Here is a 13,510-nt window from a genome sequence, read left to right as displayed (position 1 = left end):
AGCATGACAACGGTTCGGTACAACCCGTGACCGGTTGTCCGTGTCGGGCTATACGCTCGGATCCCCCAACAGGGTCTGTCACTCGCACGTCCGTCCCCATCGGTCACACCGGTCCAGGAGCAGTCATGTACGGCCACGGCGCGGCGCCGCCTCCCCGCAGCGCGGCAACGGTCATCTCCCTGCGTGTGCTGTTCGCCGCAGCCGGTTTCCTCACGTGCGGCGTGCTGGCCTGCGTACCGCTGTTCCGGGTGGCCGTCCTGCGCGGACGGGCCCTCGACTGGGTGCTGGCCTGGTCGAGCCTGCCGCTGTCCCTCGCCTGCTTCGGCGTGATCGGCGCGCTGCCGGAGGACGACTACCGGACCGACATCGCGCTGGCCATGATCCTGCTGCTCGGGGTGGGCGCCGCCGTCCACTTCCTCGTCGTGGACATCCACCACCACGGCGAGCAGCGGAAGTTCGCCGGTTACGCGTCGCCCCACGCACCGACCGTCGTGCACACCCCGTACGGCTATCCGCACCCCGCGCCGCCCTACGCTCCGGCGTCCACGCCCGTACCGCAGTCCCCGGCCCCCCACACACCGGCATCCCAGGACGCCACACCCCAGGCCCCGGGCCCGATCCAGCCGCCCCCGCCCCTTCAGCGCCCCGCCCCGGCCCGCATCGACCAGGTCCGCGCCGAACTCGACGAGCTCAGCGACTACCTGCGCCGGCACGAAAGCGAAGGCCACCGGGACGGCACCCACGAGGGCGGACGGTGACCGCGGCGGCAGGGCGGGTCGTCGCCGGCCGCTACGAACTGTCCACCGTCCTCGGGCAGGGCGGCATGGGCCAGGTGTGGACGGCCTACGATCAGCGGCTCGACCGGCGCGTGGCGGTGAAGCTGCTGCGCCCCGACAAGGTGGCCGGCCAGGACGCGGAGGAACTGCGCCGCCGCTTCGTGCGCGAGTGCCGGGTGACCGCGCAGGTCGACCACCCCGGCCTGGTCACCGTGCACGACGCGGGCAGTGAGGGCGAGGAACTGTTCCTCGTCATGCAGTACATCGACGGCGCCGACCTCGCCGGCCACCTCGCCGGGCACGACCCGTACCCCTGGCAGTGGGCGGTCGCGGTCGCCGCGCAGCTGTGCGCCGTGCTGAGCGCCGTGCACGCCGTGCCGATCGTCCACCGCGACCTCAAGCCGCGCAACGTGATGGTGAAGCAGGACGGCGCGGTCACCGTCCTCGACCTCGGCGTCGCCTCCGTCATGGACGCGGACACCACCCGCCTCACCCACACCGGCACCCCCATCGGCTCGCCCGCCTACATGGCCCCGGAGCAGGCGATGGGCGGCGCGGTCGGCCCCTACACCGACCTGTACGCGCTCGGCGTGGTCCTGCACGAACTGCTCAGCGGCGACGTGCCCTTCTCCGGCTCCACGGCCCTCGGTGTCCTGCACCGGCACCTGTACGAGCCCCCGCTGCCCGTGCGCCGCATCCGCCCGGAGGTCCCGGAGGCCCTGGAAGCGCTCGTCCTGCGCCTCCTCGCCAAGGACCCGCAGCACCGGCCCGCCTCCGCGCAGGAGGTCTACGAGCACCTGGAGCCGCTGCTGCCGGCGCGCGGGACGCCCAGCGGGGCGGCCCTCGATCCCGCCCGCCCGTTCCTGCGCCCGCACGCCCCCTGGCCGGATCGTGCGCGCACCCCCGCGCCCCAGCCCACGCCCGCCACGCCCGTCACCGGGACACCGGGGCAGACGGGCATCGCCCGCGCCGTCGACGAGGTCAAACGGCTCCTCGGCGAGGGCCGCGTCACGCAGGCCGTCGACATCCTCGGCGCGCTCCTGCCCGCCGCGGCCGAACAGCACGGCGCGCACTCCCCGGTCGTCCGCACCCTGCGCAAGCAGTACGCGGCGACCCTCCTGGACGACGGCCAGTACCGCCGCGCCCTGCCCGAACTGCGCCGCCTCGCCGACGAACGCGCCGCCGAGGCGGGCCAGGCCGACCCGCAGGCCCTGCGTCACCGCTACGAGGCCGCCCAGTGCCTCGAACAGCTGGGCGAACCGGCCGCGGCGCTCGCCGAGTACCGGGCGGTGCTGCCGTACTACGAGAACCAGTACGTCGCCGCCGGCGGACCCGAACTGGCGCACGACGTCCGCCGCCGCATCGGACATCTCCTGCTCGCCCTCGGCGACCGAGGCGCCGCTCACGACACCCTCGCCCGGCTGCTGCACGACGTGGAGCACACCCATGGCCCCGGGCATCCGCTCGGCGCGGAGATCCGCAGGACACTGCAGTGGCTGGGGCAGGTCCGCGGCTGACGACCGCCCCGGGTGGCGCGGCGGTGCCGGAAGTCCCGGTGAATCGTTGGTCGAATGGGTTGGCCAGAGCTCGGCCACTGCCTACCATCGATCATCGCAAGACTTTGTGCACCGTCGCACAATCTCCTCGGGAGGTTTCCTTGCACCGCCGCAGTCGCACCGCGCTCGTCCTCACCGCCGCGATCGCCGCAGCGGCGCCCCTTCTCACCGCCTGCGGCAACGACGCGCATCCCGGCGCGGCAGCCGTGGTGGGCGGCCAGCGCATCACCGTCTCCCAGCTGGACGAGCGGGTCGGCGAGGTACGCGAGGCCCAGCGGGCGGCCGTGCAGGACGAGGCCCAGTACCAGCAGGCCATCGCCAGAACCGGCACCCTCACCCGCGACACCCTGCAGACCATGGTCCTGGACCGGGTGCTGCACCGCGCCGCCCAGGACGCCGGAGTGACCGTCTCCCGCAAGGAGATCCAGGCGATGCGCTCCGGCCTGGAACAGCAGGCCGGCGGCGCCAAGGCGCTGGAGACGACCTGGCTCCAGCAGTACGGCATCCCGCCGCAGCACCTCGACGAGAACCTCCGCCTCCAGCTGGAGGCCCAGAAGCTCGCCGAGAAGCTCGGCACGGACACCGGCCGCCCCGAGTTCTGGAAGGCCCTCTCCGACGCGTCGAAGGACCTGAACGTCGACCTCAACCCGCGCTACGGCACCTGGGACGTGCAGAAGAGCAGCCGCGCGGACGCCAAGACGCCGTGGCTGCGGGACGTCACGGCGGCGCAGACCCAGCAGGGCATGTAGGACACCCGCCCCACTCGGGCCCTGTGGACAACTTCCGGGACCGCCGGCGGCGTGGGATAGCTTCGAAGCGTGAACGCCAACAGCCCCGAAGCCACCCCGGGCCCCGAGCGGACCGCTCCCGACGCGGCCGCCGCCCCCGGCCGCATCGTCCTGCTCACCACCAGCCACCGCGTCGCCCCCGGCCTGCTCTCCTGGCCCGCCTGGCAGGCACTGCACGCGGCCGACCGGGTGCTGTGCGCGGACGGCACGCACCCGCAGCTGCCGTATCTGCGCGAGGCGGGAATCACCGTCGCCGAGGCGTCCCCGACCGCCCAGGAGCTGGTCGACAGCTGCGCCGGCGGGCACACGGTGGTCGTGGTGGCGACCGGCGAGGGCGAACCGGTCCTGACGGACGGCCTGGCCCGCCTCGCCGGCACCGGCCGGATCGCCATGCCCGAGCTGGAGCTGCTGCCCGCCTCCTACGACCTCCCCGGCGCCCGGCTCCTCGACCTCGTCCAGGTCATGGACCGCATCCGTGCCGAATGCCCCTGGTCCTCCCAGCAGACCCACAAGGGCCTGGCCAAGTACGGCATCGAGGAGGCGTACGAACTCGTCGAGGCGATCGAGGAGGGCGACCGCGACGAACTGCGCGAGGAGCTCGGCGACGTCCTGCTCCAGGTCGTGTTCCACGCTCGCATCGCCGAAGAGGCCCGCCCGGAAGAAGGGGAGACCCCCTTCTCCATCGACGACGTGGCCGGCGGCATCGTCGCCAAGCTGATCCACCGCCATCCGCATGTCTTCGGCGACGCGACGGCCGACACCCCCGAGGAGGTCAAGGAGCACTGGCTGCGCACCAAGGCGGCCGAGAAGCAGCGCACCTCGATCACCGAGGGCATCCCCCTCGGCCAGCCCGGCCTGGCCCTCGCCGCCAAGCTGGCCTCCCGCGCCCGCACAGCGGGCCTGGACATACCGCTCCCACCCGTCGAGGGCGTCGGCTACGACCTCCTGGCCCTGGCCGTCCGCGCCGAGTCGGAGGGCGTCGACCCGGAAGCGGCCCTGAGAGCCGCGGCCCGCGCGTACCGGGACGCGATCAGGGAGGCGGAGAGCTGAGCCCGCCGGGTCGGTCCGCCCGGTCCAGCCGCGCTTCGAAGATCCGGGACAGCGGGCGTTGCGCTGCGCCGGCCGGCGCCCCTCCGCCTGCCGGCGTGGACAGCGGCAGATCCTGGACGCGGTCGCAGTGGTTGACCCAGGACAGTGCCGGCCGGTGCCGCCGCGGGCGCTGCGTAGGGTCATGGCATGCGACATGACGTGCCCGGGATGCCCGAACTGTTTTCGTGGGAGTTCGCCGGCAACCCCTACCCCGCCTACGCCTGGCTCCGTGAGCACAGCCCCGTTCACAAGACGCGGCTCCCCAGCGGTGTGGAGGCCTGGCTGGTCACGCGGTACGCCGACGCCAAGCAGACGCTCGCCGACAACCGGCTCTCCAAGAATCCGGCGCACCACGACGAACCGGCGCACGCCAAGGGCAAGACCGGGATCCCCGGTGAGCGCAAGGCCGATCTGATGACGCATCTGCTGAACATCGACCCGCCGGACCACACCCGGCTGCGGCGGCTGGTGTCCAAGGCGTTCACACCGCGCCGGGTCGCCGAGTTCGCCCCGCGGGTGCAGGAGCTCACCGACACTCTCATCGACGGGTTCGCGCGGAAGGGGTCCGCCGACCTGATCCACGAGTTCGCCTTCCCGCTGCCCATCTACGCCATCTGCGACCTGCTCGGCGTCCCGCGCGAGGACCAGGACGACTTCCGCGAGTGGGCGGGCATGATGATCCGCCACCAGGGCGGGCCCAGGGGCGGCGTGGCACGGTCCGTGAAGAGGATGCGCGGCTACCTCGCGGACCTCATCCACCGCAAGCGCGAGGCGCTGCCCGCCGAGCCCGCCCCCGGCGAGGACCTCATCTCGGGGCTCATCCGCGCCTCCGACCACGGCGAGCACCTCACCGAGAACGAGGCGGCGGCCATGGCCTTCATCCTGCTGTTCGCCGGTTTCGAGACGACCGTGAACCTGATCGGCAACGGCACCTACGCCCTGCTCACCCACCCCGGGCAGCGCGCACGGCTCCAGGCGTCCCTCGCCGCCGGCGAGACCGGCCTCCTGGAGACCGGCGTGGAGGAACTGCTGCGCTACGACGGCCCCGTCGAACTCGCCACCTGGCGCTTCGCCACGCAGCCGCTCACTCTCGGCGGGCAGCGCATCGAGGCGGGCGACCCCGTTCTCGTCGTACTGGCCGCCGCGGACCGGGACCCGGAGCGGTTCGCTGATCCGGACGTGCTGGACCTCGCCCGCCGCGACAACCAGCACCTCGGGTACGGCCACGGCATCCACTACTGCCTCGGTGCCCCGCTCGCCCGCCTGGAGGGCCAGACCGCGCTCGCCACCCTCCTCACCCGCCTCCCGGACCTCCGGCTCGCTGCGGATCCGGCCGAGCTGAGATGGCGCGGCGGCCTCATCATGCGCGGGCTGCGCACCCTGCCGGTGGAGTTCGCACCGGCAGGAAAGTGACGAAACATCAGACCTGTGATCTTCACGTGATCTACGCGGCATGAACTTGTGACAAGTGATCGACTGCCGATACGTTCACCCATCAACACGGCCCGGGATTCAGGCCGCGTTGTTCACTGCTGTCTCGCGAAAGGTCTCCGTATGCTCTCCGGGAACGGTCGGCACCGTCGCCCCCGCCAGGCTCCGGCTCTCCTCCTGGCGGCCGGAGTGACCGGCTCCGCCATCGCGATCCCGCTCCTCGGGGCCTCCGGTGCCAGCGCGGCCGACGGCACGACCTGGGACCGGGTCGCGGACTGCGAGACCGGCGGCGCCTGGAGCCAGAACAGCGGCAACGGCTACTACGGCGGCCTGCAGTTGTCCCAGGAGGACTGGGAGAGCCACGGCGGTCTCGACTACGCCGCGAGTGCCGATCTGGCCAGTCGCTCCCAACAGATAGCCGTGGCCGAGAGAATCCTCGCCGACCAGGGGGTCGGCGCGTGGCGCACTTGCGGACTGCTCTCCGGCCTCGAGCAGGACAAGGGGTCGGCCTCGTCCGGCTCTTCCGGGTCATCCGGTTCGGAGGACTCGCCCGGCCTGCTCGACTCGCTGGGTTCGTCCCCTTCCGCGAGCCCCTCCCCGTCCCCGTCGTCGCCCGACGCATCGTCGACTTCGGAGGACGAAACCACCAAGCCGGACAAGTCGCCTGAATCCTCCGACTCGTCGAAGGACCCTCGGTCCGACGCTTCTCCGTCGGCCACCCCCGAGAGCGGCCGGTCCGGCAACTCGCGGCAGAGCGACGACTCCTCGGCGGCCGACGCCGGCTCCGGTCGCCATCGCGGTCCCAGTGCCGACGAAACCCGCCCGCCCGAGAGCGGCGGTGCGGACGGGTCCACGGGGCGCCACTCCTCGCGCGGCGACGAGGCCTCCCCGGACGCGTCCGAAGGCGACTACATCGTGGGGGTCGGTGACAGCCTCTGGTCCATCGCCGACGCCCTTCGGATCAGCGGCGGATGGCACGCGCTCTACGACGGCAACGAGAAGGCCGTCGGCTCCGACCCGGACCTCATCCACCCCGGTCAGACGCTCACGGTGACGGGCGAAGCGGACGAGAAGTAGCGGTTCGGGCAGTGCGGAAACGGGGGCGGAAGTCGCCCCCAAACCGCACGAGTTCGCGTCATCATTCGCGATGAATGTCCCGTTTGGGGCCCGTGAGAGATAGATCTCAGAAGCCCTGATCGTCTTTGAAATTCCGCGGACCGCGTGTCTACGGTCGTGACCGCTCGTCACCACGAGCCCCGGCTGCCGCAACGCCGAATCCTGCCAGCGGCCGTACGGGAACAGTCGTCGCGTCAAGCGCCGTAGGCAGGAGCGGGGGACCCAAGGTAGGTGCCCGACCGGTCAGTTGACCGGAAGGGCTTGGGGTGAAGCCGTGTCCCGGGAGGGACGCGGCCGGGCAACTCAACCGGCCCGAACCCGACAGCTCACCTCGCAGGCGTCGGTGAGGGGATCTCTCCATGCTGTTTTCCGGCAAGGGCACGCACCGCCGTCCGTCCAAGGCCTCTCGGGTCATCGCCATCGCCGGTGTCACCGGCGCCGCCGTCGCCGCCCCGCTGATGGCGGCCGGCAACGCCTCCGCAGCCACCGCCTCCGAGTGGGACGCCGTCGCCCAGTGCGAGTCCGGCGGCAACTGGTCCATCAACACCGGCAACGGCTACTACGGCGGTCTGCAGTTCTCCGCCTCCACCTGGTCCGGCTACGGCGGCACCAAGTACGCCTCCACCGCCGACCAGGCCACCAAGGACCAGCAGATCGAGATCGCCGAGAAGGTCCTGGCGGGCCAGGGCAAGGGCGCCTGGCCGGTCTGCGGCAAGGGCCTGTCGAGCGCCGGCTACACCGGCGGCGGCTCCTCGAGCGACTCCGGCAGCTCCTCGCAGGAGAGCCAGCAGAGCTCCGAGTCCCGCGAGACCCAGCAGCAGCCGGCCTCCCGCTCCGACGAGCGCCCGGCCGCCAAGAAGACCGTCACCACCCCGACCGGCAAGAAGGTCAAGAAGGGCGACGGCGAGTACAAGGTCGTCAAGGGCGAGACCCTCAGCTCGATCGCGGCGGACGAGAAGGTCAAGGGCGGCTGGGAGAAGCTGTTCCAGCTGAACAAGGACATCGTCGAGGACGCCAACCTCATCTACCCGGGCCAGCAGCTGCACCTGAAGTAAGCAGCGGCCCGCTCAGGTCCCGCAGGCTCCCGCCCCGGTGCGTCACCCCCGTGCGCACCGGGGCGGGTTTTTTTCTGCCGGTCTTCGCAACCCGGCTTTGTTCCGTTCGGAAACAATTTACTCTCGGTTCTGTCCATGAGGTGGGCGACCCGGTGGCCGATCGCCCGGAGCCGGTTAGGCTCATGTCGCGAGCCACCACGGCCCGCACCTCGCCGGGTCCACGCGGCCCGCGTACCCGCGTCACATAAGAAGGAGATGCTCGTGCCGTCCATCGACGTCGTCGTAGCCCGGGAAATCCTGGACTCCCGAGGCAACCCCACGGTCGAGGTCGAGGTCGGCCTCGACGACGGCAGCACCGGTCGTGCCGCCGTCCCGTCCGGCGCCTCCACGGGCGCCTTCGAGGCCATCGAGCTCCGCGACGGCGACTCGAACCGCTACCTCGGCAAGGGTGTGGAGAAGGCCGTCCTCGCGGTCATCGAGCAGATCGGCCCGGAGCTGGTCGGCTACGACGCCACCGAGCAGCGCCTGATCGACCAGGCCATGTTCGACCTGGACGCCACCGACAACAAGGGCTCGCTCGGCGCCAACGCCATCCTCGGCGTCTCCCTCGCCGTCGCCCACGCCGCCTCCGAGGCCAGCGACCTGCCGCTGTTCCGCTACCTGGGCGGCCCCAACGCGCACCTGCTGCCGGTGCCGATGATGAACATCCTGAACGGCGGCTCGCACGCCGACTCCAACGTGGACATCCAGGAGTTCATGATCGCCCCGATCGGCGCGGAGTCCTTCTCCGAGGCCCTGCGCTGGGGCGCCGAGGTCTACCACACGCTGAAGAAGGTCCTGAAGAGCAAGGGCCTGGCCACCGGCCTCGGCGACGAGGGCGGCTTCGCCCCGAACCTCGGCTCCAACCGCGAGGCCCTCGACCTCATCCTCGAGGCCGTCAAGGAAGCCGGCTACACCCCCGGCGAGCAGATCGCCCTGGCGCTCGACGTCGCCGCGTCCGAGTTCTACAAGGACGGGGTCTACACCTTCGAGGGCAAGGAGCGCTCGGCGGCCGAGATGACCGAGTACTACGCGGAGCTCGTCGACGCGTACCCGCTCGTCTCCATCGAGGACCCGCTGTTCGAGGACGACTGGGAGGGCTGGAAGACCATCACCGCCAAGCTCGGTGACAAGGTCCAGCTCGTCGGCGACGACCTGTTCGTCACCAACCCCGAGCGCCTCGCCCGCGGTATCGAGGAGGGCGCGGCCAACGCGCTCCTGGTCAAGGTCAACCAGATCGGTTCGCTCACCGAGACCCTGGACGCCGTGGAGCTGGCCCAGCGCAACGGCTTCAAGTGCATGATGTCCCACCGCTCCGGCGAGACCGAGGACGTCACCATCGCCGACCTGGCCGTCGCCACCAACTGCGGCCAGATCAAGACCGGCGCCCCGGCCCGCTCCGAGCGCGTCGCCAAGTACAACCAGCTGCTGCGCATCGAGGAGATCCTCGACGACGCCGCGGTGTACGCCGGCCGCAGCGCCTTCCCGCGGTTTCGCTCTGCGAACTATTAAGCACAGCAAGGGCTGACCCGTCCCGTAAGTAGCAGCGTCGTACGTACGTCCCCGTACTCGGTCCCGTACCGTGTCCGGGGACGTACGCGCGTAGGACGGTGGAGCGGGAGGCGGACAGATGGCCGTGAAGGACCGGGACCGGTTCTCCACCGCGACCAGGATCCGGTTGCTCGGCGAGCAGACCGCGGCCCGGGTCTACCGCTCCCAGACCAAGCGCCAGGCGCGCCGCTCCCGGCTGACCGGCCGGGCCGCGCTGCTCGCCCTGGTGATGTGCTCGCTGATCGTGGCCCTGGCCTACCCGATGCGGGAGTACGTCTCGCAGCGCGCCGAGGTCGACGACCTCCAGCGCGAGCAGCAGCAGGCCCGGCAGCGCGTCGAACGGCTGCGCGATCAGAAGGCGCGCTGGCAGGACGACGCGTACGCCGAGCAGCAGATCCGGAAGCGGTTGCACTACGTCATGCCGGGGGAGACGGGGTTCATCGTCGTCGACCCGCACGCGGCGAAGCAGTCGCGCACCGACCTGGGGGCGGCGGACCGCCCCTGGTACTCGAACGTCTGGGACGGGGTCGACAAGGCCGACGCCTCCGGCCAGTGACCCGAGCACCCAGTCACCCGAACCCAGAGAAAGACAGCCTGAAGACAGTCATGGAAACGCCCCCGCCGACCACTTCGCGCACCGAGCCCACCGACGCAGACGTCGAGGCCTTCAAGCAGCAGCTCGGTCGGCCCCCGCGCGGTCTGCGCGCGATCGCGCACCGTTGCCCGTGCGGACAGCCGGACGTCGTCGAGACGGCCCCGCGGCTGCCGGACGGGACACCGTTCCCCACGCTGTACTACCTGACGTGCCCGCGCGCCGCCTCGGCGATCGGCACGCTGGAGGCCAACGGCGTGATGAAGGAGATGACCGAGCGGCTGGCCTCGGACCCGGAGCTGGCGGCCGCTTACCGGGCCGCGCACGAGGACTACATCCGGCGCCGTGACGAGATCGAGGAGCTGAAGAACTTCCCGAGCGCGGGCGGCATGCCGGACCGGGTGAAGTGCCTGCACGTGCTGGTGGGCCACTCGCTGGCCGCGGGCCCCGGGGTGAACCCGCTCGGCGACGAGGCGATCGCGATGCTGCCCGAGTGGTGGCGCAAGGGCCCGTGCGTGACGGCTGTCGAGGAGGAGGCCCAGTGACCCGTGTCGCCGCCGTGGACTGCGGTACGAACTCCATCCGGTTGCTGGTCGCCGACGCCGATCCGAGCACCGGCGAGCTCGTCGACCTGGACCGCCGGATGACGATCGTGCGGCTCGGGCAGGGCGTCGACCGCACCGGCCGGCTCGCCCCCGAGGCGCTGCAGCGGACCTTCGCGGCGTGCCGCGAGTACGCCGCGATCATCAAGGAGCACGGGGCGGAGCGGCTGCGGTTCGTGGCCACCTCCGCCTCCCGGGACGCCGAGAACCGGGACGAGTTCGTGCGCGGTGTGCTGGACATCCTGGGCGTCGAGCCCGAGGTGATCTCCGGGGACCAGGAGGCCGCGTTCTCCTTCACCGGCGCCACCAAGGAGCTGGCCGGGGGCGACCACCTGCCGAAGCCCTACCTCGTCGTGGACATCGGCGGCGGTTCGACCGAGTTCGTCGTGGGCGACGACCGGGTCCGGGCGGCCCGCTCGGTGGACATCGGCTGTGTCCGCATGACCGAGCGGCACCTGGTCCGGGACGGGGTGGTGAGCGACCCGCCGTCCGCGGAGCAGATCGCGGCGATGCGGGCCGACATCGAGGCCGCGCTCGACCTCGCCGAGCAGACGGTTCCGCTGCGCGAGGCGCGCACCCTGGTCGGCCTGGCCGGCTCCGTGACGACCGTGTCGGCGATCGCGCAGGACCTGCCCGAGTACGACTCCGAGGCCATCCACCATTCCCGCGTCTCCCACGACCGGGTCCGCGAGATCACCGAGTGGCTGCTGCGCTCCACCCACGCCGAGCGCGCGGCCGTGCCCTCCATGCACCCGGGCCGGGTCGACGTGATCGGGGCGGGTGCCCTCGTGCTCCTGTCGATCATGGAGCGGATCGGCGCGCGGGAGGTCGTCGTGAGCGAGCACGACATCCTCGACGGCATCGCGTGGTCGGTCGCGTAGCCCGCTTCTGAGCAGGCATGGATCACGAATGAGCGCGTCCTGGGGGCTCGGGGGAACCCCCGGGCGACAGCCCGTCGGAAAAGTTCGTGAAGTTCTTCACAAGGAATTCGGCCCTCCCGGGCGACGGGAGGGGCCCCGTTGACCCGTCCGGGGGCTGAACTGGCCTTTGAACATGTTCAGAAGCATGGTATGGGGGTGTCCGCGGAAGCGCTCGGAGCGGCAGTCAGGGGGTGCCTCACGGGGGCTCCTCGGGCACAGAGAGGCAGCTCACGCGGCATTGACAACGGCTCGGGGTGCACAAAGGAGCCCGGTTGTCACCATGACGTGGATCACGCGGGCCGCGGAGGATAACACACACCCCACCCGAGCTTGTGAAGGGGCGCACGAGCCACCCCCCTGAGACGGGTGGATACTCGATGGCATGAGCACCACGGAGCGTCCCAGGATCCTCGTAGTAGGCGGTGGGTACGTAGGCCTGTACGCAGCTCGGCGCATCCAGAAGAAGATGCGCTACGGCGAGGCGACCGTCACGGTCGTCGACCCCCGGTCGTACATGACCTACCAGCCCTTCCTCCCCGAAGCCGCCGCCGGCAACATCTCCCCGCGCCACGTCGTCGTCCCGCTGCGACGCGTGCTGCCCAAGGCGGAGGTCCTCACCGGCCGGGTCACCACCATCGACCAGGACCGCAAGGTCGCCACGGTCTCCCCGCTGGTCGGCGAGGCCTACGAGCTGCCCTTCGACTACCTGGTGATCGCGCTCGGCGCGGTCTCCCGCACCTTCCCGATCCCCGGCCTCGCCGAGCAGGGCATCGGCATGAAGGGCGTCGAGGAGGCCATCGGCCTGCGCAACCACGTCCTCGAGCAGCTCGACAAGGCCGACTCCACCACCGACGAGGAGATCCGCCGCAAGGCGCTCACCTTCGTCTTCGTGGGCGGCGGTTTCGCCGGTGCGGAGACCATCGGCGAGGTCGAGGACATGGCCCGCGACGCTTCGAAGTACTACAAGAACGTGTCCCGTGAGGACATGCGCTTCATCCTGGTCGACGCCGCCGACAAGATCCTCCCCGAGGTCGGCCCCAAGCTCGGCAAGTACGGCAAGGAGCACCTCGAGGGCCGCGGCGTCGAGGTCTACCTGTCCACCTCCATGGACTCCTGCGTCGACGGCCACGTGGTGCTGAAGAACGGCCTCGAGGTCGACTCCAGCACCATCGTCTGGACCGCCGGCGTCAAGCCCAACCCCGCCCTGTCCCGCTACGGCCTGCCCCTCGGTCCCCGCGGTCACGTCGACTGCGAGCCGACCCTCCAGGTCAAGGGCACCGACTACATCTGGGCCGCCGGCGACAACGCCCAGGTCCCGGACCTCGTCGGCCGCAAGGCGGGCAACGAGAACGCCTGGTGCCCGCCGAACGCCCAGCACGCGCTGCGTCAGGCCCGGGTCCTCGGCGACAACGTGGTGTCCGGCATGCGGGGCTTCCCGCAGAAGGACTACGCCCACGCCAACAAGGGCGCGGTGGCAGGTCTCGGCCTCCACAAGGGCGTCGCGATGATCGTCATGGGCAAGATGAAGATCAAGCTCAAGGGCCGTCTCGCCTGGTACATGCACCGTGGCTACCACGGTATGGCGATGCCGACCTGGAACCGCAAGATCCGCGTCTTCGCCGACTGGACCCTCGGCATGTTCCTCAAGCGCGAGGTCGTCTCGCTCGGCGCCATCGAGACGCCGCGCGAGGAGTTCTACGAGGCCGCCAAGCCGGCCCCGGTCGCCGCCGCGCCGAAGGAGAAGACCGAGGAGAAGGCCAAGGCCTCCTGACCTCCGGTCTGTCGTCCGTCTGACGAAGGGCCTCCCGCCATCCGTGGTGCGGGAGGCCCTTCGGCCTGTCAGGGAGCTGCGTCCGGGCGGGCGAAGAGGGGCCTTTGCCCAGACATGACGCGTGCCGGGGACTGCGCCGAAGCCCCGCAGGTGTTTACGTGGTGTCGGACATTCCGGGATTCCCCTCCCCAAGCTCTCGACTCCGTTCGAGCAGGGGATACCCC

The 13,510-nt window shown here is 71.0% G+C and carries 12 protein-coding genes and 1 riboswitch; all 12 genes read left to right on the top strand.

The annotated features are described in order from the left end of the window. The first annotated feature begins 125 nt into the window (after positions 1-125). A complete protein-coding gene (locus IO24_RS0123730) occupies positions 126-758 on the top strand; it encodes a hypothetical protein (RefSeq protein WP_031138591.1) in 633 nt (210 codons plus the stop codon). Positions 759-796: 38 nt separating this feature from the next. Further along, a complete protein-coding gene (locus IO24_RS0123725; protein ID WP_267886821.1) occupies positions 797-2,293 on the top strand; it encodes a serine/threonine-protein kinase in 1,497 nt (498 codons plus the stop codon). Positions 2,294-2,433: 140 nt separating this feature from the next. Then, positions 2,434-3,081, top strand: coding sequence for a SurA N-terminal domain-containing protein (locus IO24_RS0123720; RefSeq protein ID WP_031138586.1), 648 nt, complete (start codon positions 2,434-2,436; stop codon positions 3,079-3,081). A 69-nt stretch (positions 3,082-3,150) separates the two neighbouring features. Then, positions 3,151-4,170 carry a nucleoside triphosphate pyrophosphohydrolase gene (locus tag IO24_RS0123715; RefSeq protein WP_031138584.1) on the top strand — a complete coding sequence of 340 codons (1,020 nt, stop codon included), beginning with the start codon at positions 3,151-3,153 and terminating at the stop codon, positions 4,168-4,170. A 186-nt stretch (positions 4,171-4,356) separates the two neighbouring features. Next, a complete protein-coding gene (locus tag IO24_RS0123710; protein WP_031138582.1) occupies positions 4,357-5,622 on the top strand; it encodes a cytochrome P450 family protein in 1,266 nt (421 codons plus the stop codon). 141 nt (positions 5,623-5,763) lie between these two features. Next, positions 5,764-6,717 (top strand): LysM peptidoglycan-binding domain-containing protein, encoded by a 954-nt coding sequence (locus tag IO24_RS0123705; protein ID WP_031138580.1) that lies wholly within the window; start codon positions 5,764-5,766, stop codon positions 6,715-6,717. Positions 6,718-6,945: 228 nt separating this feature from the next. Beyond that, a riboswitch (cyclic di-AMP (ydaO/yuaA leader) is annotated at positions 6,946-7,111 on the top strand. Positions 7,112-7,115: 4 nt separating this feature from the next. Then, positions 7,116-7,811 (top strand): LysM peptidoglycan-binding domain-containing protein, encoded by a 696-nt coding sequence (locus IO24_RS0123700; protein WP_031138578.1) that lies wholly within the window; start codon positions 7,116-7,118, stop codon positions 7,809-7,811. 261 nt (positions 7,812-8,072) lie between these two features. After that, entirely contained in the window at positions 8,073-9,362 is a 1,290-nt protein-coding gene (gene eno / locus IO24_RS0123695; RefSeq protein WP_031138576.1) for a phosphopyruvate hydratase, read from the top strand. A 118-nt stretch (positions 9,363-9,480) separates the two neighbouring features. Further along, entirely contained in the window at positions 9,481-9,957 is a 477-nt protein-coding gene (locus IO24_RS0123690) for an FtsB family cell division protein (protein WP_031138574.1), read from the top strand. 50 nt (positions 9,958-10,007) lie between these two features. Continuing rightward, entirely contained in the window at positions 10,008-10,538 is a 531-nt protein-coding gene (locus IO24_RS0123685; protein WP_031138572.1) for a DUF501 domain-containing protein, read from the top strand. Beyond that, positions 10,535-11,476 (top strand): Ppx/GppA phosphatase family protein, encoded by a 942-nt coding sequence (locus tag IO24_RS0123680; RefSeq protein ID WP_031138570.1) that lies wholly within the window; start codon positions 10,535-10,537, stop codon positions 11,474-11,476. Before IO24_RS0123685 ends, IO24_RS0123680 begins: the two co-directional genes overlap by 4 nt. Positions 11,477-11,897: 421 nt before the next feature. Beyond that, positions 11,898-13,286 carry an NAD(P)/FAD-dependent oxidoreductase gene (locus IO24_RS0123675; protein WP_078899322.1) on the top strand — a complete coding sequence of 463 codons (1,389 nt, stop codon included), beginning with the start codon at positions 11,898-11,900 and terminating at the stop codon, positions 13,284-13,286. Positions 13,287-13,510 lie beyond the last annotated feature (224 nt).

Source organism: Streptomyces flavovariabilis, from assembly GCF_000725785.1.
In the GTDB taxonomy this organism is placed as follows: domain Bacteria; phylum Actinomycetota; class Actinomycetes; order Streptomycetales; family Streptomycetaceae; genus Streptomyces; species Streptomyces hawaiiensis.
Note: the sequence above shows the minus strand (reverse complement) of the source record. Positions and strands in the feature narration are given on the sequence as shown.

Excerpts from the sequence above, each read along its gene's own strand:
- IO24_RS0123730 (WP_031138591.1), top strand. The coding sequence starts at position 126 with ATGTACGGCCACGGCGCGGCGCCGCCTCCCCGCAGCGCGGCAACGGTC.
- IO24_RS0123710 (WP_031138582.1), top strand. The coding sequence starts at position 4,357 with ATGCGACATGACGTGCCCGGGATGCCCGAACTGTTTTCGTGGGAGTTC.
- IO24_RS0123705 (WP_031138580.1), top strand. The coding sequence starts at position 5,764 with ATGCTCTCCGGGAACGGTCGGCACCGTCGCCCCCGCCAGGCTCCGGCT.
- IO24_RS0123700 (WP_031138578.1), top strand. The coding sequence starts at position 7,116 with ATGCTGTTTTCCGGCAAGGGCACGCACCGCCGTCCGTCCAAGGCCTCT.
- IO24_RS0123690 (WP_031138574.1), top strand. The coding sequence starts at position 9,481 with ATGGCCGTGAAGGACCGGGACCGGTTCTCCACCGCGACCAGGATCCGG.
- IO24_RS0123685 (WP_031138572.1), top strand. The coding sequence starts at position 10,008 with ATGGAAACGCCCCCGCCGACCACTTCGCGCACCGAGCCCACCGACGCA.
- IO24_RS0123675 (WP_078899322.1), top strand. The coding sequence starts at position 11,898 with ATGAGCACCACGGAGCGTCCCAGGATCCTCGTAGTAGGCGGTGGGTAC.